The sequence below is a fragment of the Ruegeria meonggei genome, from assembly GCF_042768335.1.
In the GTDB taxonomy this organism is placed as follows: Bacteria; Pseudomonadota; Alphaproteobacteria; order Rhodobacterales; family Rhodobacteraceae; genus Ruegeria; species Ruegeria meonggei.
This window is the reverse complement of the sequence record NZ_JAXHBT010000001.1, coordinates 3,674,826-3,696,619: the sequence shown is the minus strand read 5'-3', so window position 1 is coordinate 3,696,619 and position 21,794 is coordinate 3,674,826. Positions and strand designations below refer to the sequence as shown.

Below are 21,794 nucleotides of genomic sequence, written 5' to 3'. Positions count from 1 at the left end.
GACATAAGGCGGCCCGTTGCTGCCGTTAAACGGACAGCGCAAATGCCGTCGCGCGCCCGTCAAACCGGACTTTCGCCGCGAGCGCAAAATCTGGAAGTGGTCGACTAACATTCTGCGGACCGAAGCAGTCATCGAACTTCGGCTAGCCTCTCCGCTGCAAACTCTGCAACACCCTCAGTGGTCCCATCTGCAAACGAGGCCACAGTGATTGGATCACTAACGTCTGGAAAATGATAGATTGCGTTTACGCTAAACGGTCCACCACCAGCATGCCCTACCGCCTTACCCACACTTTTCACAGCACCAGACATCAGGCCAAGAGCATATCCACATTCTGTCCATGGACGGTTGGAAATAGCGCCGCCAAGGATTTTTGCATCTAATATTTGGCGCATGGTCGCTGGCTGCAACAGATGACCAGTCATAAGCGCGTGCAGCAACCGCGCGGCATCTGGCGCGTTTCCGATCAAACACCCATGGTAGACCCACTTTGGGTCGTAGTCAGTCGCGGCCTCTCAATGTACCCTCCGAAATTGCCCGCATGTTTCTGCAAGCTCAATACTGTTCAGGCCCAACGGCTTGCACACCATATCGGCAATAACCTCACGAAGCGGCTTCTCCAGCGTCGCTTCGATTAGCTCGACTACAAACATGTAGCCTATGTTGGAATAAGACCAACCTTGCGCTGGCTCAAACCACATTCCTTTTGCAAGCGCCACATCAAGTAGCTTGTTGCGCGCCCAAGTCGAGATTCTCGCTTTCAGCCAACTTCAAGGCACAGGTTAAAATTACGGTTTTGGTGAAACTCCAATAGGGAAAGCAGGCCTCAACCGAACCAAAGAAGCCTTCTCGGCCAGAAGCAGTTATCCAATAAGAGTGAACTGTTAGAACGGCCATTTTGCAAATGTCTGGTACTGCATTGCCGGTGTCGATTTGGGCTCATTGCAGATCTCGGAGGCATTGCGGCCGCCGATTTGTGGGCTACGCCCCTCCCCGCATGGACGGCCCAATCTGGACATTGGCTGCAACCCTGCGTGCTGCGGTGCAGTTTAACCAAACCCGCCATTCGGCAAGTATGCAAAGCCGGAGCCAAAACGAACTCACGCTTGCCGGCAAAGCAAGCAATTCACCGGTATCGAAATTGTTTTATGCTACCTTTGATTGCGCAATGGATTCAGCCTGTAACTGTTGGTGCAGAAGTAACAAACGTGCAGGCAGTAGATGCTCACAAACTATCCGAGGTGACGAGCTCGGCCAACATACCCAGAACCCCAACCTCTGCCTCATGGACAGACTGCAACTCGGCGGCACAAGCATCCTCAATGATCTTGACAGGATAGTTGCTTTCAAACGCTTCTCTGACCGTCGACGACACACATAAGCTCGTCGAAACGCCACAAACCTACAGCGTTTCACCAGGCGTCAGGTAATTCGGAAGTGCTGACTAAAAAGCCGAGAGACGATAGCGACGAAGCAGAATGTCGTCTTTCAGACGGGCAACCTCGGACGCAAGCTCAACACCCGGCAATCCAAACTGGCAAGCCCCGGCTTCACCCAGCATTGTGCTTAGTTGGCTCTCTGCGGGAAGCAGTGTTAATCAATCGCAATATTGATGAAATGGACTTGCCAACCCTTATTCCGAGCAATTGCCGTACTTGCGTTGAGTTTTTTGATGACGCCTCGGCGCGCAACTTCGGGATAGGCGCTTGCGGCCTTTCCGGTCTCGGTTACCATGTCGTTGATGTAGTCAAGTGCAATAAGTGCGTTCATGGTTACTCTCAGTAAATGTTTGGACTTTTTGTAGAGTTTTGGATGCGAGGTTAGGGTGAAACATGAACGGATGATAGTGGAACGGATTCTGTCGCAAATGTTGAACTGCGCTGTGCGAGACGGGAGCTTATCTCACGCGCGTGGGGTTTAACCAGGAACCTGAACAAAACCCGCGGCTTGGTATTGTCCGTTTGACATAAAATCCCGGCGTGGGATCATACAAGGTCAACATAGCATCCGGAAAATCGGATATTATCGACTTCGGAGGCGGAGCATCGTGCACGCGGCAGGTGTCGACGACATTACCTGTGCTGGCTCAGGGCCACAGCCCAGAAGTGCCTATTGATGCTGCACCGCTGTCCCGCTTCTATCGGCGCAAAAAGACTCCTGATTGCCAGTTCTTGCCGCCGGTCAGATGGCGGGCACCTGTTGGGTGATGCAATGTACGCCACCACCTCCGCTGGCTATTATTCGGCCTGACGCGCCAAGTACCTTGTGCCTTGGGAATGCGTCCTGAATGACACTCAGCGGGCCTTCATCTTCAGATGCTTTGCCAGATACGGGGACCACGACAGCACCGTTGCAGATGTAAAAATTCATATGAACGACTTTGGCACTGGTCAGTGGTATTTCAATGATCTCCAACCGGCGACCCTGTGCATCCGTCGTGTTCTCCAGAATGCTCTTAGCGGCCGCCGTAATAGCCTTGTTCGGATCAAAAACATTATCGGTAGTGTGCAAGAGTACAACGCCAGGCCTGGCGAAAGCCGCGATGCCATCTACATGCCCGTCGGTGATCGGATCCGGCGTTAACCCTTTCGGCAACCAGATCACTTTGGTTGCGCCCAATTGTGCCTTCAGTTCTGCTTCGACCCGGGCTTTGGACCAGTTGGGGTTCCTGTTGGGGTGGAGCAGGCATTCCTCTGTAGTCAGGATGGTGCCTTGGCCATCGAATGCAACCGCTCCGCCTTCAAGAACCAGATCGCTTTGATACATTGGCATACCCAAGTGGGCCGCAAAGCGCCCCTTTGCCATTTGATCGTCCTTGTACGGAGGAAATTTCTCGCCCCATCCATTGAAGGTAAAACCGGCGATTCGACGATCGCCGTTCTTGTTTTGCACAATCATCGGACCGCTATCGCGAGACCATGCATCGTTCAATGGCATCTCAATCAACTCGATTTGACTGCTGAGCATGGACTTTGCGACAGCTCGGTCCTGCGGTTGAACAGCCATTGTGACAGGTTCAAATTCCGCCACTGTATTTGCCACGTTGGCCCATTCCTGTCGCGCCGGAAGTAGCTTGCGTCGGGACCAGCTTTCAGCCCTTGGAAACTTCATCAGGGTTCTTTCGTGCGGAACCCATTCCGCAGGAAACGTATAGCCATCCTCGGCAGCAGAGCCTCTGATGACCTGTGCACCCGTAGTCGAATAGTCCACCATACCTGCCGCTTTTACAGGTAATGCCAAAGAGAGGCCAACAGCAGACGCTGAGCCAAGAAACTTCCGTCTCTTCATCGCATTCTCCCAATTTTTCGGTCGACTGCTTCTGGTATAACAGAGAACCATCAAAGATGGTCCCGCAGGGATCTCTCTTTCAGATAAAAATCCACGGTGCTTCATGCAATGAAACCAACTTGGCAACCGCGCGGCATCTGGCGCATCACGCGGTCAAATGCACAACGCACCAATCGAACGCGCATTAATTGACTGAAAATGCGGTGCTGCCGTTCAGTTTGCGCACATTAAGCGATGCCATGATTTGAAAACGCAGAGCCCAAAAATTTGTTCTTCGCTCCGCTCGCCCAACACTGCTTCGGTATTATCATTAACCGCTTTGAAGAGCTGTCGCTTGATTTCTGAGGGGCTCGCCTTACGCAAAGATTCTGGCGTCGGATGATCCTCGTTAGCGATTTTGCTCCGCTAATCCGCGAATTTCTTGCAACCCATCTATTCAATGTGGCGACATCGATTAAAAAAGCCGCTTGGCCAAGAACTGATCGAGCCCGCAATTGGAAATTGTGTAACACATTTTTGAAGACGAAAAGCTCTTGGGCACGCGTTTTCGTTTACCTAGATTCTATCCCTGCGAGACAGCTGGTACGAAGAAAGGATTTAGGGTCTGGGCGGCGTGATGTAGACTCAGAAATAGTTTTATTGAGGAGCAGAGCATGCCGGTAATCGGACCGCCACTGGCGGCATCCGCGGATTTGACCAACCTGTTTCGCCGAGGTCTGGCGGCGGATCCCAAGGCGATTGCGCTTTACGCGTTGGACGGGGCTTTGACCTGGCAGGAGCTGGATACCGCCTGTACGCGGCTGGCGCTTCAATATCTTAGCCTGGGGTTGAATCCGGGGGACCGAATAGCTTCGATTATGCCGAACCGGGCGGCGCTGGTGATCCATTATCTGGCCTGCATGCGGGCCGGTCTGGTGGCGATGCCGCTCAACTATCGCTACACGGCCGTGGATATCGACCATGCGCTGCGGTTGGCAACACCGGCGGCGCTGTTGGTGCATGGCGAACGCGCCAAGGATGTGGCCGCAGTGCCAGGAATAGGGCGACTGCCTTTGGGGTTGATATCCTATGCAGGCGAAGTGGACGGGGCGCTCACCTTAAAGGACCTGATGGACGGTGAGGCTGAGGGGACACTGCCGACGATTGGGCCGGACGCCCCGGCGTTTATATTTTTTACTTCCGGGACCACGGGCAAGCCGAAGGGCGTGACGCATAGCCATGCCAGTATGGGAGCTATGGTGGCAAGCAACGCTCAGGGGTTGGGGTTGCGACCCGGAGATGTGGTGCTTCCTGCGTCGTGGATTTCCCATACTGCCGGGTTGCGGCTGACGTTTGCAGGGCTTTGGGCCGGTGCCAGAACGAACGTAGTGCGGCAGTTTTCGCCCGACGAGCTCCTGGGGCTCCTGCGACAATCAAAGCCGACAGTGGCGCAGATATTGCCCGCGCCATTGGCGGCATTGGTAACGGGGCATGGGGCAGTGCGCGAAGACTTTGGGTCACTAAGAACGATGATGGCAGGTGGCGACAAACCCTCGCAGACACTGGTCGAGGCGTTTGGTGCGCTGGCAGGTGTGCCGATCGGGGCGTTTTATGGGATGACGGAAATGGGGACGTCACATTCGAACACCCATGGAGGAGTTGAGAAAGCCGGTTCGATTGGATTGAACAATCCAGGCTATGTCTCGGCGCTTCGTGATGAGGCCGGGGTAGAGGTGCCCGTGGGAGTGGACGGCCGGCACTGGGTCAAGAGCCCGACTATGATGACGGGGTATTGGGACGACCCAGGTGCTACAGCTGCAGCGTTTCGGGATGGCTGGCTCGATACAGGCGATTTGATGCGACGGGATGAGGATGGCTATTTCTGGTTCCGGGGGCGGCAAAAACAGATCATCGTGCATGACGGCTCGAACATCAGCCCGGCGGAGGTGGAAGATGTACTGACAGCGCACCCCGCCATTGCGGCGGCAGTCGTGGTTGGGGTGCGAGATGAGATGCATGGGGAGGATGTATGGGGATTTGTGAGCTTGGTCGAAGGGGCGAAGCCGGTGCGACCAGGAGATGTCATCGACTTCGCGCGGAAACAGATCGGATACAAGGCGCCGGATGTGGTTCGGGTAGTTAATGCGTTGCCGTTGACCATGGGAGGCAAACTGGACCGGATGGCGTTGAAGCGGATGGCAGCGAAAGAAAGCGGTGCCGCGCATGTACTGTGATACCGCTGACGATCAGGTCGCAGATACGAAATGCTGCCCTGAGGTTAGAAGCGGCGACGACGAGCAATGGAACTGAGGATCTCATTCCTTCAGCCCAACTGTGTACGTCTGCTACGATCTCAAAGCTGTCGCCGTATGTTATGTCACATCGGATTGATCCCGGCTCGCGCGGTCGTTGAGGCGCTCAAATCAACCCTTCAGCGCAGAAAGAGACATTGGAAGCCGAACCGCAACTTATTGTAAATAGGCAGTCTTAAGCTGCGCAAGCCCTACGGAAAGTATCCGCGCCCGAACAGTTGGGATTGCACGGTCAGGTGCCTTGAGGCACGGTGTGGTTCAACCTGGAAGGATGTTCATGGCAGCCGCAAGACCTACCAACCCGTGGCTCATATTGCTTGGCCTCGCGCTTGGCGTCAGCATATCCAACGCTTTTGGTCGCTTTGCATACGGCCTAATTCTGCCATCAATGAAAAGTAGCCTTGGCTGGAGTCTCACTCAATCCGGATGGCTCAATACGGCCAATTCGATTGGCTACATAGTGGGTTCGATTCTAACGCTTTTACTGATCCGGCATTTTTCTCCGTCGCGGTTGTTTGCAAGCGGAACTGTGGCGACCGCGCTGTGCCTATTGGCGACCGGGTTTGATGAGAGCCTCGTGTTTCAAACTGCCTGTCGTACTTTGGTGGGATTGTTTGGCGCTCTTTCCTTTGTGTCCGGCGGCGTACTGGCAGCATCGCTGTTCCAAAGCCACGCCCGAAAGAATGCGCTGGCCATCGCCTTATACTTTGGCGGTGGCGGTGGGTTTGGTATCGCGTTATGCGGCGCAACCCTTCCGACTATGCTTGACGCATTCGGACCACAATATTGGGACTGGGCCTGGATCGGGGTCGGATTGGCAGCCCTGGTCATTTGCCCATTTTCGGTTTGGGCTTCCACAGAATTGAACGAAACCGAGCACGACGCCGCGCTTCCTTCCATCCCACCGGTGCGCAGAATGCTTGGCCAACTCGGTGGGTATGCGCTGTTCGGGTTGGGTTACATTGTCTACGTCACATTTATCTCTGTCTGGATGAAGGAGCAGCATTCCAGTGTCCTGTTGACCACCGCAACGTGGATGGTTCTTGGGTTCAGTATTATGGCGTCTCCTTTTGTTTGGCGCGGGGTGCTGGCTCGCTTTTCATCCGGAATGCCATTAGCGCTGATTTTAAGCGGAGTTGCACTAGGTTCAGCCCTGCCGATCTTGGTTCCATCCGGATATGGATTGATTTTATCGGCACTCGTGTTCGGACTTTCGGTGTTTATGCCGCCTACTGCTGTAACCAGCTTTGTCCGCCAGAATGTGGAACAACCGGACTGGGGTGCAACCATAAGCTTTTTTACCGTGATATTCGCCATCTCACAGGCATTAGGGCCGATCGGTGCCGGTGTCATCGGGGACATAACCGGAGAAATCGGAGATAGCCTCGTCGTGGCTTCTGCGGTTCTGCTGGTAGGTGCCCTATGTGCTGCGATGCAAAAACCGCTCATACGTGAGGCGGCGAAACCGTCTTAATCAGAACCACGCTCGGATCCCGTCTCTCATTCCTCACAACAGGCTCCATGGGTTCTGAATGCAAAAGGAGAAGCCTCCTGGTCACTCTAACCCGGGTCAGTTTCAGGCGATCTCCTCATAGTGCGGGGTCCAAAACTTCGCATTTATCGCCGCTTTCAAATCATCGCCTGTGGATTTCGGCGCAACCCCGTCCAGCTGTGCCTGTTGACCAACGGCAAATGCGATAGCTTTGCTGACTTCGCGAATGTTCGCCACATCAGGCAGCAAGCTGGCTGTGCGATCGGACTTCGCCGGTGACAATGTGGCCAGCGCCTCGGCGGCGGCCATGAACATTCCGTCAGTGACGCGGCGCGCGCGCGCCGCCAGCACGCCCAGCCCCATACCGGGGAATATGTAAGAGTTGTTGCATTGCGCGACATGGTGGGTCTGACCGTTGTAGACAACAGGATCAAACGGGCTTCCGGTGGCAACCATTGCGTGACCATCTGACCAATGGATAATATCTGCGGGCACGGCCTCAATTCGCGATGTAGGGTTCGAAAGCGGCAACACAACTGGATGATCTGTGTGAGCCGCCATCGCACGAATGATCTCTTCCGAGAACAAGCCCGCCTGACCACTGACACCAACCAAAATGTTGGGTTTGGCGCGATTAATCACATCCAGCAGTGAAATTTCACCATCGGACCAGCTCCTCACTTTAGTGAAGGGTTGGACAATTTGCATTTGGAACGGCAGAAGGTCCGTCATCGCATCGGTTAGCAATCCGTTCCGGTCCACCATGTAGATGCGCTCGCGCGCATCGGTCTCGGACAACCCTTGGCGAACCATGAGTTGCACCAATTGTTCGGCGATACCCACCCCGGCAGATCCCGCTCCAAGAAAGGCGATGGATGCGTCTTTTAACGGAATGCCCGTGACATTAGAGGCGGCCAGCAAGGTGCCCGCTGTTACTGCCGCCGTGCCTTGAATGTCGTCATTGAATGTACAGAGCTGATCGCGATACTGCGCAAGCAAGGGTGCCGCATGTTGCTGAGCAAAATCCTCGAATTGGAGCAATACATCCGGCCACTTGCGCTTAACCGCCTGTACAAAAAGATCGACAAATTCAAAGTATTCATCCCCGCTGACGCGTTCATTCCGCCAGCCGATATAGAGGGGATCTTCCAGCCGTTCCTGATTGTTGGTGCCAACATCCAGTACCACCGGGAGCGTTACAGACGGGCTTATTCCGCCCGCAGCGGTATAAAGCGAGAGCTTTCCGATCGGAATTCCCATTCCGCCCGCGCCTTGATCGCCCAAACCCAAAATCCGCTCTCCATCGGTGACAACTATGGCCTCGACAGAGGGCAGGATGGTATTCTCAAGAATGTCATCGATCTGGTCTCGCTCGGGATAAGAAATGATCAAACCGCGCGGGTGATCGTATATCTCACTGAACCTTTTGCAGGCGTCACCCACAACCGGTGTGTAAATTATCGGCATCATCTCGGTTAGATGTCGAACCAAAAGGGCGTAAAATAAAACTTCGTTATCATCCTGCAGGCCACGCAGATAGACATGCTTATCCAGCGGTGTCTCTTCACGCGCAAAGGCGGCATAGACACGGTCTATCTGGGTTTCGAGCGTTTCGATGTGTGGCGAAAGAAGACCCAGCAATCCAAGCTTTTCTCGTTCGTGTAGAGAAAAGGCAGTACCTTTGTTCAGGAGTGGGTTTGTCACGTACTGTAAATTTTCAGGACCGGAATCGACCATAGGCTGCCCTTTCGGATCGGCACGCACTGGTTGCACGCGTCTGTCCGATAAAGTCAGCATTATAAGACGGCAATTGCAACGGACTTAGGAGACGAGTGCATTTAACCATCTTGCATGGAAGTGTCTAAGTATCATTACTCTCTGCTTTTAGGATGCTGTCTGCCGAAGCGCCCGCAGACAGATTGGCGTCTGAAAATGATCGGGTTTCTGGAAGTTCAATATGCAGAGAAGACGTATGATCAATTTCAATTCGGCCGCTGTTCAGAGTATAGTTCAGGACGTGCCCTCCTTTGCTCAGGTCGGCGGAAAAAAAGTGTAGGTGGTAGCCCGGGACGACAATCCCGACGGCATAATCTGGGCACCGAAAACCCAGAATTGTCCCCTCGGCGGTGTTCAGCTCAAACTCAGCCTGCGTTTTTACGACCTCCAGCAGAGGTTTGTATGGCTTCTCCTGCCGTAGAACGTTTCTGTACTTTATGTGTTTAATGTTGCCGGTAAAACGAACGGCATAGAACAAATTTCTTGCCTCCGCCAAAGCATCAAGCTGGGCCTCAAGAGCATCCTTTTGTGTTTCTGTGTCCAAAGATCGAATAACCGCTGGTTCGAAATTGATGACGGCAGCATAAGGTGTCAGAGCCTTGTTGCTTGCGACCGAAGCATTGCCATCCCCGTCGAGGCGATAGGCAACGCCATCCAACACAATCATTTCTCCATCGAGCGCATTTAGTAGCCTCAGCGCGATTTTTGCGTCTTTAGCTTTGATCGACACTCTTCCATCGGGCAACCACGCCTTCAAACGTTCCAAATGAACGATCATTTCCTCTTGTGACGCTTCGTCCCCCTGACAGGGTTGCTCCATGTTCTGCAACAACGACGCCCATTTTCTCTGAGGGAAATGCGTCGCTTCAACAAGCTTCCAAATCGAGTTCAATACGCTGTGACCGATGATCCCTTCCGACAGCGCTCGCTCCAAAGTCGCCGCAATATCAACGGCAGCTTCGCTCAAAGGCAAAAATCCTAACTCTTTAGGTGAGAACTGTACGGCAACTAGATCATCAGCACGCAGAACGGAACTGTTACAATCCTGAAAGACTTTGCCCACACCGATCATTCCATGAGCCGACAACTCCGCGGCTCTGAGTGCGCCGAGACTCGCAGCGCCAAAAACGGGAACTCCCTCCGAAAAAGTCCAAAGAATTTCTTTGTGCCAAACAGTCGGGTTATTGAGAAATGTTCCATCTATCAATAGGATAGCGGATGGTTTTTTCTTGCTGCGCGATACAGATTCCCAATTGCCGCGGGCGGATGAAAGTCTGCGTCAATAATGCGGCGAGCTCTATCTTGTGGCAATGTCGGACCAAAGAAAACTACGGGTCTTTTTGAGCTGGAAGTGTTCCTTCGATCCATCCGCGCCCCTCTGGGCAGAGATAAAGGTGTCACGCTTGTGTCTCGTTCGCTGCGCACACGCTTACCACGAACATACCCAGAGGACATTGGGAGACCTTCAAGGCCGGGAACTACTACTCTTACGGCAACAGCGCCTTCTCGTTGATCGAGTCTAAACGCCGCTGCATCAGGGAAACCAGAGCTGTACAACCGATCCAACACCCACTCCAACGCGACTGCTTTGTTTCTCGGACCTTGAGATAGGTCCGACCAACTACGAGCTTTTGTGCGCTCCAAAGCACGTCCATAGGTGATATGGTAGTTTCGTTTCAGAACATCATCTCGTGCGCCAGATATCAGGGTTGCACGGGCTTGGGCTGCTTCAAAAATCGCCCGACGAAGCGCGACAATTGGGGTCGGCGCGCACCCGACCCCATCGCACGGTCGGACAAAAGCGCTCGTATCCGAATTTTCGCAAAGTCGGCAATGTATTACTGGAACGCCAATCTCGTGTGTCAGGTCATTCAACAGAACTGAGCACCCTCGTGAAGAAACCTTGGCAATCAGGTTTTCAATGCTTGGATCAACTCTTGAGCATTCTGTAGAGTCTAGCGGTGCAATTCGGTCTAGCCGCAGGGCGCCTTTGTCATCCATAGCAAAGGCAATCGCATCGCGCTCAATTACTTCGCATAGCCCATGAAGAACAGCGTCTTGATAGTTTTCACCTGCAGCCAACCCGTTTGTGGAAACTAGAAATCCATCATTTCGAGACATCTCTTCACAAGTCAGGCGCAAGTGAACCAAGTCATAGGGAACCCAAATGGGTCCGCCGCTGATTAGCTGTTCGAACTCAACCCATCTTATTGGCGAATCGACAGCCCGAAGAGGTGTTCTTCGATCTGCCGGTAAAATGGTTGGATCGGCAAATCCCGCGTTTCTCATTGCTTCTTGTGCATCTGCCATACGAACCGGCGGTTGAACGTTTTCCGCGGCTGCATGCTCATAGGCTTCCATAATCGCAGACGTTAACGCTTCGGCCAGAGTCGCACCTTTTCCGGATGCTACGCTTAATGATTGCGACATTGGACGAATGGCAGCAATGACGGGCAGTCCTAGAAAGTCCAAATCCGTTAGACTTGCTAGTCTTGTTACATCACTCCAACTCGCTACATCGGTCAATACGGAAGAGGCGACTGGCAAATTTCTGATATTTACCAAGTGGTTAATGCATCCGAAGCTATTCAAAATCCAGTCTCTCCCAATCAGTCACAAAAAAGGCGCGAAATAGTGAGGCGAGAACTCCGAAATAGTGTTGCGATTTGGGACTAGCTGGCAACAAAAAAGTACCCTCCCAAGACACAATGATATCCCACGTTCGCATTCACTCCTAACCGTTATCAGTGAAGATGGTAAAGGATGCGCCATTGTCGACTACAGCCGCCCTTCCAAGTTGCCAGAAACGGTAAGTTGCGTGCTTGGACCATGGGCACGCGCACAGGTCCTTATAGCTTGAACTTTACACTGATGACTGTTTGAGCATGTTCGATCGTTGCGAACTACCCGGACAGGAGAAGGTGAGGAATCCAAAAACAGGGTTGTAAGTCAAAACCCCAGGTTCACTTCTCCAACAACGGACGTTAGTGCGCCACGCAGCATTGGTGACTTTGGGCTCGCTGCTGACCTCGGTGCCGTTGCAGCAAAGCCCCCTGCCCTGCCAATAGCTGATTACGAGGACGGCCCAGACCGGTCACTCGACCCATGTCGCAGATGCTGCGGTCGCAGCCCCGCATTGCCGGCATTCGCCGCGCGTGCAAAACTTACAGTCGCTCGAACCCACCTGTGCGGACAACGTGCGCATGGATCGAAAATGTCCTGATGTCTATTCGGCGAAAGGATTGCCACTGGCCGATGAACCGCCTTTGTTGCTAACTTGTCTGCGTACTTCCAGGCAGGGTGTTCGATTGTTCTCGCGTTTCCTCAATGTCTTTACGGGTGTATTTCTCAAAGCAAACATCGCACGCCTGACAACAATTCTGCTTTTCGTGCTCTCTAGCGTGTCCGCATTTGCTCAGGCTCTTGATCCCGACCTAGATGCCATCGAAGAACATGTCCTTCGAACGCTTGAACGTGATCGCGTACCGGGCGCTGCCATCGCCATTGTCCGGCGGTCGCAAGTTCTGTTCTTGCAGGGTTTTGGTGAAGATGGCCGTGGTCGGCCCGTTTACGAAGACACGTGCTTTGTGATCGGTTCGATGAGCAAGGCATTCACTGCGTTGGTTGCGATGCGTCTGATCGAGACGGGACGCTTATCGCTCGATAGTTCTGTCGGCGCAACACTGTCGGAACTGTCAGACATGAGTGGTGGCGTCTGGCACGACATCACTCTGCGCCAGTTACTGACACACACGAGTGGTGTGCCGACCCGAACGCCCGTCTTGCAGCCGGATGCATCGCTCGCACGGTATGTCGAGAGTCTTGCGGATGTGGAACTGAATGGCCCATCCACAGAGCGCCATGCGTACTCGAGCGCCAATTACCTTCTCGCAGCACGCATGTTGGAGACGGTCACTGGCACACCATTCGACATACTTCTGGCGGATCAGGTATTCGCCCCGCTCGGCATCGAACAAAGTCGAGCGCGAAACGACGAATGCCGATCCGCGGGCCACCAATACTGGTTCGTCTGGCCCAGGCCTGATGATCGTCCTTCCGAACCCGGGCGTTTGGCCACGGCGGGTATAACAGTAAGCGTCGCGGAAATGGCGAGGTTTCTTCAGTTTCAGCTGGGCGAAAGAGTGTGGGAACAGGAGACAATCCTCAGCGCTGCAGGTCTTGCGGAGATGCATAACGGGACCGCCCAGGGCGATGGTTTTACTTACGGGTTGGGATGGCGAAATGTAGATTTGGCAGGCATCCGGTCGGTCCAGCATGGTGGCGTCCTACCCGGCTTTCGGGGAAAGATGATCCTTCTTCCCGAGCATGACGCGGCTGTGGTGGTGCTGACAAATGCGTCCTCGGCGTTACCATTGCCGATCCAACCAACCAGCCATAGGCTTGCCAACGATATTGCCCTTCACTTGGCCGGCGGGCCTCTCGGATTACCGAAGTCTGGCTATCGGACCTGGCTGATATTGTTCTGGAGCGGGCTGGGCCTTGTGTTAATCCACCAGACAGCCACCTTTGTGCGCATTGCGATTGGACGGGACCCAGCGCGCCATCCACTTCGAAGTGCTGCCGCCGACATTGCGATGGTGTTCGCAATCGTTTTTGCTTTGCCTTGGGCTATCGGTCTATCGCTTCGAAGCATCGTGGTCCAGACGCCGGATCTCACCCTATGGTTGGCGGCAATGTCTACAATGGCGGTCTGCGCTACCGTTATCCGAGTGTTTCGCGCGCGGGCGGACTCGCCACGGGCTCCAGACTCTCCAGACACATAAACAGCGAAAATCTTCATCGGATCAGAAAAAGGCAGCGCAGGGTTACCGTTCGCCGAACTCTGTCATCAGGTTCCGAACACGCGACCGGACTGACGCAGCTTTATCCTCCGACATCAGTTCAAGCAGAGTCCACCTGTCCGAGTGCTTGTCGCACAGTCGACACATGGCATCGACGGCCCAAGCGCGGACGAAGGGGCGCGGCGCGTCTAGCAAGGAGTTCAACCATTGCTTCAAAATAGGCTCGACCTTTTGCGGTACTGACATGTGGACCAAGGATTGACAAATGTGCAGCTGCGCTTGCCAGGCTGTCACCTCGTCAAGCCCAACAACCAGTCGCTCTACGTCCTGTGGCAGGAAGTCGTGACCTTTCTCCACCATGGCCTTGATGATCCAAGTCGCCCCTTCAGACACGACTGCTTCCTCATCCGGCACAAGATCAGCCAAACTCGAAAGAAACCATGGCTGGTCCTCATGTCGAGCGGCGATCTCTGAAAGGACTGATGGGTCTCGTCCGTCATAGCCAGTGAGTTCGTTGCGCAAATCATCGACAGTCGCCATCGACACCTTGTATCCTTTCCCAACTGTATCGCGAACAACCCACCATTTTCGCGCATCAAGAGAATTGATGCGTTGGCGATTGAGTGCCTTTGAACCTGTGCAACAGATAATGATTGCCGAACTCATGTCGATCAAGTTCGGTTTTTTGCACTTCGGAGTCATTCGTTCTTGGTGAGGCATCGGAAAAACTGGGGTCTTCGCGGCCATCAGAGGCGGTGCAACCCCGCGCCAAGCAACCTAACGCTTGGCAATTTGGGAACGGCCCAGAGCCGGTATCGCCGGTCTAGTCATTCGGTACTCCGCCGCTTTCGTTTTGCAGTCATTCGCTCCAGTGTCATCCACTCAAGCCGATCTTGCGGGTGTTGCTGCAAATGGTTATGTTGAGACTGCTTTTAGGGAAAGCCTCCAGGTTCGCGGAAAGCCGTCACCGGCATCTCTATCAACAATTCGACAGCCTTATTTCGGTATGTCTCATGCTCGGATCAAGCGGACCATCGAGCCAAAAGTGAGGACACCGATGACAAAATCCCTGGACCAATTGCGCCGCGATGCCAAAGCACTTCGCAAAGCCTATGAAGCAGGCGAATTGCGTGCCCGTCAACGCATCGCAAACTATCCACCTCGACCGGAGGCAAAAGCTCTAAGGCACTCGGACTATTTGCACGTAATTGCGCGCGAAAACAGTTTTCCGTCTTGGCCTGCACTAAAGTTCGCGGTCGATTTGCTTGGCATGGACAAAGCCGCGAAGCGGCAGCGCCTGAAACTGGCCCTCGCTCAGGGTCACTTCACCGCAGTAAGTCAACTGCTGGCTGACGCCTCAGATCTGGCAGACGGAGATTTCGGACTTTGTCTGGCCCTTTATCGCAAGTTGGACGTGATGGAGTTTCTGGACAAAGCGCCAGAACTGGCGACGCAGCTCATTGGCGATCTGGCGCCTCCATTGACGATCCTTGCCCGATCCAAGTGGATTCATCACGCACCTGAGCTGTCCCAAGACATGCTTGATATCGCAAACTCGCTTTTGGAAGCTGGTGCTTACATTGATCTCGGTGCACCGGTTTATTATGGCAATGACTACAAGCTATCACCGCTCTACTTCGCCATAGGCCATTCGGACAATATGGTTCTTGGGCAATGGCTGCTGGAGAACGGTGCAAATCCGAACGACGGTGAGAGCCTTTATCATTCAACCGAGCTCGGCCATCATAAGGGATTGCAACTGCTACTGGATCATGGTGCCGACCCGAAGGGGACAAACGCATTGCTGCGCGCGATGGACTTCCATGACACAGCAGCTGTTCAGATGCTTCTCGACCATGGGGCTAAAGTAGATGAATTTGACGGGACGCATGTTGGCGGCGAAGCACCATGGGTCGTCCCTGCCCTGCACCAAGCCGCGCGCAGGATGTCCTCGTCAGAAATGGTGGAGCTGCTGCTTGAAAACGGCGCCGAGCTGAACCGCCCATTCGAGAACACAACGCCCTATGCTCATGCGCGAGTGTTCGGAAATGCCAGTTTGGCGAGGATGCTCGAAGAGCGCGGCGCAGATACTGCTTTGAGTGAGATCGAAACACTATTAGCCGCTGTTGCGGATGGCGTTCAGCCGCGGGGCAAGTTGGATCCAGACAGCATACCTGATGCCTACCGCAATATCATCCGAATGATCTTGCATATCCCGGGCAAACTGGATCACGTTCGACGGCTGGTCGCCTTAGGAGTTGAATATGACCGTCCAGATACCGAAGGATTGACGCCGGTACAGGTTGCCGGATGGGAGGGCTTGCCAGACGTCATGGAGTACCTTCTGTCGTTAAAGCCAGACCTGACACATGTGAACGGCTATGGGGGAACACTTCTATCGACAATTATTCATGGATCGGAGAACTGCCCGCAACGATTAGACCGCGACTATACTCGGTGTCTGAGTCTGGCACTGCGGGAAGGCGTCGCTCTCCCGCACCGTGCCATAGAACTGGCTAGCCAGGACGCGGTATCCGAGTTTTTGTCAGATTGGGCGGAACGATATCCCGAACAAGTCGTCGAAGGTGGTGTCGCATAAACTGGTTAGTGCGATCATGACAGCAGGTGATGGCGAAAGCGGAAGGCCTGTGTTGCCATACCACTCCGCCTCCGGTCGCGTCAGGAATTCGAGAAGAAATCCGTAACAGCGTCGATGATCATCTCATGCTTGTCAGCACGCGCTGTGCCTCCATCCGCGCAGATGATCTCGTCTCCCGGTTCTTCTTTTGCCAGAAGCTCATAGCCTCCGGGCTTGCAGCGACCCAGGAAATCGAAATGCGATAACGTCTTCGGCTCGATATAGCGCGAATTGCTCTCTGGTAGGGCGGCAATCAGCGCGCGGGATTCAATGTCGAGCGTCAGACCCGAATTCATAATTGGTGCCCCAAAGACAAGCATGGGTCGATCAATTTGACGAAGGCTGGTGCCGGAAAAGCTCTGAGTTCCGCCAAGGTCAAAAACAGCAAATGCCTTAATCCGGCGGTCGGACAGATCGGCCTCCATCTGAACGCGATCTTCAGGTGTTTGCGCGATTTTCCAACCCGAAAGGATGCCACAAGCCAGTTCGTCTGGCTGAGTGTCGCAAAACTGACTTAACCCGGTTGCGTCGTACCTTGCGCCGGCCAAGGCAACGGCCGTGAACCCACCCAGTGAGTGTCCAGCCATATAGATCCTGTCTGAATCGACATATTGCGAAAAATCAGATGCACCAGTCACATGGTCTATAACACGGGAAATGTCCCTTGGCCGCTCCCATAGTTGCCGGGTCAGATCGGGGTCGCGAGACCAAGTTGACGTACCAGGATGGCTGATGGCGGCCACAATGTAACCACGTTGCGCTAGGGCCCCGGCAAGCCACGCCTGATTATAAGCGTTACCAAACATACCATGAGATACGACAACAAGTGGGAACCGGCTCGTCGCTGGCGCAGCATCCTTCACAACTTTCGTCCCCACCCACACTTCGCTTTCGAAGTCGTATGTTTCTGGCCCAGTGGCATCTGTTGGATACCAAATGAATCCGGACAGATCGCGCTTTCCCTCGACGTCGGCGATACTGAGTTCTGTCATTGCAGACCGGTACGGCTGGGCAAATGCCGTGGCTGCGCACATAGCTAAGACTCCAGCAAGAAGGTAAGAAGTTTGTCTCATCGAAAGCTCCAATCATCGTTCAAGATGCGTCAAAGCTGAGCCGTAGGTTTATTTGAAACAATGCTTTGCACTGCCTATACCTGTCCTTGATCCTGATTGAGGACATGTCTCGATAGAAAGAGGACAAATGGACAGCCCCGGGTTGATCAGTTTTCCCTTGCCGCTGGCTACAGCATTGCTTTGCGGTGTGCTGACCATGCTGGCCTGGCGGTTGGATCTGGGCTTTCGTCTGGCCAACATGTTGTTCTCGGCCTTCTTTGGGTTGGGCGCCTTCTCATCCCTGTTGGTCGGTCTGCGATTTGGCTACGGAGTTGAAGAGTTGATCCCGCTGCAACGCACGTTGCCCTTGTTCCTCGGGCCGCTCCTGTATCTGAGCTTTGCATCGTTGGCTGTCGAAAGACACGACGTCGCCAAGATCGTCATGATGCACCTAAGTGCGCCTTTCATTTTGATCGGGTTGTATCTGCTCTTTGCCAGTGACTTGAGAAGTCTGGATTGGGTAATCAGTGCCAGCTATTCGTATTATTGCGTCTCTCTTTTCTTACTTTGGCGGAAGGGGCCCGACGCACTGAGTCAAGCGCGGGTCGATGTCACACAGACCCTTTCCAACTGGCTTTTACGCGGCATTGGATTTCTCGTCTTTGTACTGGTTTTGGATAGCGCGATCGCAATCGACTTTGCAGTCAACAAGGGCGCCAATGCCTCAATGTTGATTTCTTACGGAACTGTTCCGTTGATCTTTCTTCTTCTTGCGACGTCAATCACGCTCCCATTGATGTTCTCCAAAGCCAACGCGGTGACAAACGCAGCGCCTGTAGCCAATACTGAAGATGCGGAAGTCGTAGAGCGACTGCGAACATTGATGGATGAGCAACAGCTTTTTCTGGACCCCAACATAACCGTCCAACGACTTGCCAAGCGCCTGAGCCTTCCGGCCCGCTCTGTGTCGTCTGCTGTCAACAAAACTCAGGGAACCAACATGTCGCAGTACGTGAACGAGTTTCGTTTGGCTCATGCAGCCCGGTTGCTTACAGAAACTGATGAAAGCGTTGCCAACATTGCTGCTCAATCAGGGTTCTTGGCACGTTCCAACTTCTATCGTGCATTCCAACGGGTCTACGGACAATCGCCTATTGAGTACCGGACACTTGGCAATTCAAAAGAAAAATCACCCTTCGACGACCATAATCCGCAAAATTTCGAACAGGCAAACTCTGCGTAAATACACGGTCATAAATCGAATGACGTTAATCTGCTGCCCAAAGGAGACGTTCATCGTGGCTATGGGTGCCGCGTCGCAGCTTCGCCAAAGCAGACCTTGGATGACACGCTCAGCATTTAAAGGAATCTAACGGCTGCGGCGTAGGAATATCCGCAGTTTGATACAAGTTAAAGATTATCGAGTTTGAGCACCTCCCGGTCCCTGAGGTACGGGAGCCGAGATTGAGCGGCCGACACTTTGTCTAACTCCAATGTTCCATATAGAATCTCGGTCTCTGCTCCGGCCCGTTCAAGTTCTTGTCCATCCGGGGTTGCGATGAAACTTTGCCCCAGAAACGACAAGCCGTTTTCGGCCCCTGCACTGTTGGCATAGGCGAGGTAAACACCGTTCTCGTAGGCGCGCGTAGGTATCATCCGCTGCGCGACCCAATCCCATTGCTCCCCGAGCGCCGTGGGGACCAGGATCAACTCTGCCCCGATCGACGACACATGCCGCGCTGTCTCGGGAAATTCGGCGTCATAGCAGATCAGCGTGGCGATCCGTACATCGCGGTAGGTGAAGAGCGTATATCCGTCGCCCGGTGTGAAATACTTGCGCTCGAAACCCGGCGGGATGGACAGTTTGCGATGAATGCCCAATCGCGTGCCATCCGGCCCAAAACACTGCGCGGTGTTAAAGATTGCGTTCCCGTCGACCTCGGGAAAGCCATAATGAATAGCGAGGCCATGGGCACTGGCCAATCCCAAGATTGCCTGTGCGATGGGGCCATCTGCGGGTTCGGCCCGTTCCGCGATCTGATCACCGATGTTGTAGCCAGTGGCAAAAAGCTCCGGCAGCACCAAGAGGTCAGCACGATGCGTTGCAACTGTGGGCAGCGTTTCGGCCAGCCAGTCCAGCCGGTCCCGCGTCGTTGGCAATTCGGCCGGAGATTGCCCCACGGCAAGGCGGAACGTGCGGCCCATCGCTAGTTTTCCGTGACCAGCAAGGTGCGGGGATAGTCGGTGATGTAATCAAATCCCGTTTCCGTCACCACGACCGAGTTGCCAATGCGCCCTGCCGTGACGCCGTCGATAGAGATGCCACCGTCCACCGCAAAGGTCATGCCCGGTTGCAGGATCGTGGTGTCGCCGGTTTTCAGCTCTGGCGCCTCCAGATAGGCAACGCCAATGGACCGTCCAGTGCGATAGCCGGTTTCGTATCCGCGTGCCGCGTAGATCTCATTGGCCGCCGCCGCCACCTCCTGTGCCTCAATGCCCGGGCGGATGGCGGCGATGGCTGCTTGTTGGGCATCAATGGCGGCCTGCTGAACGCGGGCGGCCTCATCGGTCACCTCACCAATGTGGAACATCCGGTCGAACCCCAGCTTGTATTGCTTGAACTGCGCCATGTTGCAAAAGCAGAAATAGACAGGATCGCTGCGCTGATACTCTCTCACCGAGGCGCGGCGATGCACCATAGAAGTGTCTTTCCCACTTTGCAGAATTTGTAGGTTGTGAATCATCGGCGAGACAAACCGTTCCCACCCCTTGTCGGTCAAAAAAGTCGCAGCACGGCGGGAGCCCGCATCAATCACCGCCAGCGCGCTTTCGTATTCCCTTGCACCTTCGCGCAGGCTGCCATGAGCGGCGGTCATCATCGCGTTGGCAATCTGGCCGGCCTCTTTCATCACCTGAATTTCAAACGGGGATTTGATCACCCGCATTGCGCCCAAAACCGGCGAGATGTCCTTGATCGGCACATCCGGATAGGTTTCGTCCAGATGGTTGCGCGCGATGGCAGGAATGCTGCCGCGTTCGACCCAGATCTCATCTGGCTCGTCACCCAAAGCACCGACCAGGGCGCGACCCCAGTTGCGTTGGCCTATGTCCTCCCAGGTACGCACATCCTCGACCCAGGTCATGGCCGCCACCATTTCGCTTTCCATCAGCGGCGTGATCACGACGGGGGCCTCTTCGGCGCCTACCACCAGCATGGTCGGGCGGCCGAATTCGATGCCCAGATAGCCCCAAAACCCGGCGAGATAGGCGATTGAGCTTTCGTCGGTAAAGACGGCGCGCTGAATGCCCATGTCCCGCATGCGGGCTTGAAGTGAAAGGGTGCGGGTTCGGGCTTCGTCAAGCATGGAAAACTTCCTGCGATGGTGAGTCGGTGTGCTTAGCAAACGCATTAGCTATATGCAGCATAGGAGTCATTTAAACAAAATCCACACATATTGTACACATTTCACCAATGGTGTATGCAGATAGAGTTGAGGAGACAGTCATGAGCCGCATTGCGCAAATCGTCGAGACGAGCCCAAAAAACACAGTCGAGTCCATTCAGACTGAGCTTTTGAAGCGTATCTGTTTTCTGGACTATCAGCCTGGCGATCAGCTGAAAGAATCTGAACTGGCCGCCGAATTCGGGGTCAGCCGCACACCGGTTCGCGATGCGATCGGCCGGATCAGCTATCTGGGACTGGTTGAAACACGTAATGGTGTGGGCACCGTGGTTGTCGCGCTGACCGCGGCCCAGATAAGGTATGTCTACGACATGCGCCTGGAATTGGCCTCGTTGATCGGCACTAAGTCACCGCGCGCAATCACACTCGCCGACCGCGAAACTGGAAAAGGTTTGTTGGAGGAAGCCCGAGCATTATGCGTGTCCTTCGAATCCAAACGATATGTTGAAATCAACCACCGTCTACACGAACTGATCGCCAACCTTATCGGAAACAGCACATTGCAATCGTTCTGGCGGCAAACCTACCATCAGGCCGCCAGCACCTGGTACAGGGTTGGCAACCTGGTGGGCCCTGACGTGGCATTGGCATTGGTTGTGGAGCTTGAGGAAATCAACACAGCACTGAAACTTGGCGATGTGGCCGCGATTGGGTTTATCCAGCGCACCCATATCGGCTATGGCTACCAGCGGATCAAAGAGCATTTACTATCATCCGAAGTGGAGTGACAAAGACCTGCGAGTTTTAGTCACGTGCGGCCCAAAGGAGACATCTAGCCCACAGCTTGGATGCTGCGGCCGCAGCCCGCTTTCCGGACATTCGCTGCGAGCGCAATACCGCAAGTAGGTCGAACTCACAGTACGCAGGACGAAGTGAGCATTCTCTGCGTTTGTTCCAACGACCGCTTTCTTGGTGTAATGGCCCTGTTTCGTGACAAAATCCACGCCCAATACAGTCTATTCTGCTGGCAAAAAAATAAGTTCTTGGTCGA

The 21,794-nt window shown here is 54.2% G+C and carries 16 protein-coding genes and 1 pseudogene; 6 read left to right on the top strand and 11 right to left on the bottom strand.

Features of this window, described 5'->3' with window-relative positions; translation table 11 throughout:
* Positions 1–515: 515 nt before the first annotated feature.
* The 4 genes and pseudogenes from SJY13_RS18275 to SJY13_RS18260 form a co-directional block, all read right to left on the bottom strand.
* Positions 516–701: a serine hydrolase gene (locus tag SJY13_RS18275; RefSeq protein WP_377192944.1), complete on the bottom strand. Its 186-nt coding sequence runs from the start codon at positions 699–701 to the stop codon at positions 516–518.
* A gap of 524 nt (positions 702–1,225) precedes the next feature.
* Positions 1,226–1,390, bottom strand: a pseudogene (locus SJY13_RS18270) (isochorismatase family protein); the annotation flags it as partial.
* Between the two features lie 203 nt (positions 1,391–1,593).
* A complete protein-coding gene (locus tag SJY13_RS18265; protein ID WP_377192942.1) occupies positions 1,594–1,770 on the bottom strand; it encodes a hypothetical protein in 177 nt (58 codons plus the stop codon).
* Between the two features lie 411 nt (positions 1,771–2,181).
* Complete coding sequence (locus tag SJY13_RS18260) at positions 2,182–3,393, bottom strand: agmatine deiminase family protein (RefSeq protein WP_377192940.1); 1,212 nt, start codon at positions 3,391–3,393, stop codon at positions 2,182–2,184.
* A gap of 548 nt (positions 3,394–3,941) precedes the next feature.
* Between SJY13_RS18260 and SJY13_RS18255 the strand changes: the two genes are divergently transcribed.
* On the top strand, positions 3,942–5,501 hold the full coding sequence (locus SJY13_RS18255; RefSeq protein WP_377192938.1) for a class I adenylate-forming enzyme family protein: 1,560 nt from the start codon (positions 3,942–3,944) through the stop codon (positions 5,499–5,501).
* Between the two features lie 355 nt (positions 5,502–5,856).
* Positions 5,857–7,053, top strand: a complete 1,197-nt coding sequence (locus tag SJY13_RS18250) for a YbfB/YjiJ family MFS transporter (protein ID WP_234995222.1) — start codon at positions 5,857–5,859, stop codon at positions 7,051–7,053.
* 102 nt (positions 7,054–7,155) lie between these two features.
* Here SJY13_RS18250 and SJY13_RS18245 read toward each other — a convergent pair whose 3' ends face one another.
* From SJY13_RS18245 to SJY13_RS18235, 3 genes are all read right to left on the bottom strand, one after another.
* On the bottom strand, positions 7,156–8,808 hold the full coding sequence (locus tag SJY13_RS18245) for an NAD-dependent malic enzyme (RefSeq protein WP_377193708.1): 1,653 nt from the start codon (positions 8,806–8,808) through the stop codon (positions 7,156–7,158).
* Between the two features lie 124 nt (positions 8,809–8,932).
* Complete coding sequence (gene budA / locus SJY13_RS18240) at positions 8,933–10,054, bottom strand: acetolactate decarboxylase (protein ID WP_377192936.1); 1,122 nt, start codon at positions 10,052–10,054, stop codon at positions 8,933–8,935.
* Positions 10,051–11,373 carry a YcaO-like family protein gene (locus SJY13_RS18235; protein ID WP_377192934.1) on the bottom strand — a complete coding sequence of 441 codons (1,323 nt, stop codon included), beginning with the start codon at positions 11,371–11,373 and terminating at the stop codon, positions 10,051–10,053. The genes budA and SJY13_RS18235 overlap by 4 nt, the downstream gene beginning before the upstream one ends.
* A gap of 677 nt (positions 11,374–12,050) precedes the next feature.
* On the opposite strand from SJY13_RS18235, the gene SJY13_RS18230 reads away from it, so the two are divergent.
* The gene (locus tag SJY13_RS18230; RefSeq protein ID WP_377193706.1) at positions 12,051–13,631 is read left to right on the top strand and encodes a serine hydrolase domain-containing protein; all 1,581 of its coding nucleotides are present in this window, start codon (positions 12,051–12,053) and stop codon (positions 13,629–13,631) included.
* Positions 13,632–13,673: 42 nt separating this feature from the next.
* Here SJY13_RS18230 and SJY13_RS18225 read toward each other — a convergent pair whose 3' ends face one another.
* Entirely contained in the window at positions 13,674–14,324 is a 651-nt protein-coding gene (locus SJY13_RS18225) for a hypothetical protein (RefSeq protein ID WP_377192932.1), read from the bottom strand.
* A 196-nt stretch (positions 14,325–14,520) separates the two neighbouring features.
* Here SJY13_RS18225 and SJY13_RS18220 point away from each other — a divergent pair, with 196 nt between their 5' ends.
* Positions 14,521–16,248, top strand: coding sequence for an ankyrin repeat domain-containing protein (locus tag SJY13_RS18220; protein WP_377192930.1), 1,728 nt, complete (start codon positions 14,521–14,523; stop codon positions 16,246–16,248).
* An 80-nt stretch (positions 16,249–16,328) separates the two neighbouring features.
* Here SJY13_RS18220 and SJY13_RS18215 read toward each other — a convergent pair whose 3' ends face one another.
* Entirely contained in the window at positions 16,329–17,372 is a 1,044-nt protein-coding gene (locus SJY13_RS18215) for an alpha/beta hydrolase family protein (protein WP_377192928.1), read from the bottom strand.
* 115 nt (positions 17,373–17,487) lie between these two features.
* Between SJY13_RS18215 and SJY13_RS18210 the strand changes: the two genes are divergently transcribed.
* Positions 17,488–18,582, top strand: a complete 1,095-nt coding sequence (locus SJY13_RS18210) for a helix-turn-helix domain-containing protein (RefSeq protein ID WP_377192926.1) — start codon at positions 17,488–17,490, stop codon at positions 18,580–18,582.
* Positions 18,583–18,749: 167 nt separating this feature from the next.
* On the opposite strand, the gene SJY13_RS18205 is transcribed toward SJY13_RS18210, so the two are convergent.
* Together SJY13_RS18205 and SJY13_RS18200 are read right to left on the bottom strand one after the other, a co-directional pair.
* The gene (locus SJY13_RS18205) at positions 18,750–19,544 is read right to left on the bottom strand and encodes a carbon-nitrogen hydrolase family protein (RefSeq protein ID WP_377192924.1); all 795 of its coding nucleotides are present in this window, start codon (positions 19,542–19,544) and stop codon (positions 18,750–18,752) included.
* Positions 19,545–19,546: 2 nt separating this feature from the next.
* Entirely contained in the window at positions 19,547–20,704 is a 1,158-nt protein-coding gene (locus SJY13_RS18200; RefSeq protein ID WP_377192922.1) for a M24 family metallopeptidase, read from the bottom strand.
* Between the two features lie 140 nt (positions 20,705–20,844).
* Here SJY13_RS18200 and SJY13_RS18195 point away from each other — a divergent pair, with 140 nt between their 5' ends.
* Positions 20,845–21,531 (top strand): GntR family transcriptional regulator, encoded by a 687-nt coding sequence (locus SJY13_RS18195; RefSeq protein ID WP_377192920.1) that lies wholly within the window; start codon positions 20,845–20,847, stop codon positions 21,529–21,531.
* Positions 21,532–21,794: the final 263 nt, after the last annotated feature.

What these genes read in the sequence shown, in the direction of transcription:
- SJY13_RS18275 (WP_377192944.1), bottom strand. Translation starts at nt 701, where the DNA reads ATGTGGTTTGAGCCAGCGCAAGGTTGGTCTTATTCCAACATAGGCTAC.
- SJY13_RS18265 (WP_377192942.1), bottom strand. Translation starts at nt 1,770, where the DNA reads ATGAACGCACTTATTGCACTTGACTACATCAACGACATGGTAACCGAG.
- SJY13_RS18260 (WP_377192940.1), bottom strand. Translation starts at nt 3,393, where the DNA reads ATGAAGCACCGTGGATTTTTATCTGAAAGAGAGATCCCTGCGGGACCA.
- SJY13_RS18255 (WP_377192938.1), top strand. Translation starts at nt 3,942, where the DNA reads ATGCCGGTAATCGGACCGCCACTGGCGGCATCCGCGGATTTGACCAAC.
- SJY13_RS18250 (WP_234995222.1), top strand. Translation starts at nt 5,857, where the DNA reads ATGGCAGCCGCAAGACCTACCAACCCGTGGCTCATATTGCTTGGCCTC.
- SJY13_RS18245 (WP_377193708.1), bottom strand. Translation starts at nt 8,808, where the DNA reads ATGGTCGATTCCGGTCCTGAAAATTTACAGTACGTGACAAACCCACTC.
- SJY13_RS18230 (WP_377193706.1), top strand. Translation starts at nt 12,051, where the DNA reads ATGGATCGAAAATGTCCTGATGTCTATTCGGCGAAAGGATTGCCACTG.
- SJY13_RS18210 (WP_377192926.1), top strand. Translation starts at nt 17,488, where the DNA reads ATGGACAGCCCCGGGTTGATCAGTTTTCCCTTGCCGCTGGCTACAGCA.
- SJY13_RS18205 (WP_377192924.1), bottom strand. Translation starts at nt 19,544, where the DNA reads ATGGGCCGCACGTTCCGCCTTGCCGTGGGGCAATCTCCGGCCGAATTG.
- SJY13_RS18200 (WP_377192922.1), bottom strand. Translation starts at nt 20,704, where the DNA reads ATGCTTGACGAAGCCCGAACCCGCACCCTTTCACTTCAAGCCCGCATG.
- SJY13_RS18195 (WP_377192920.1), top strand. Translation starts at nt 20,845, where the DNA reads ATGAGCCGCATTGCGCAAATCGTCGAGACGAGCCCAAAAAACACAGTC.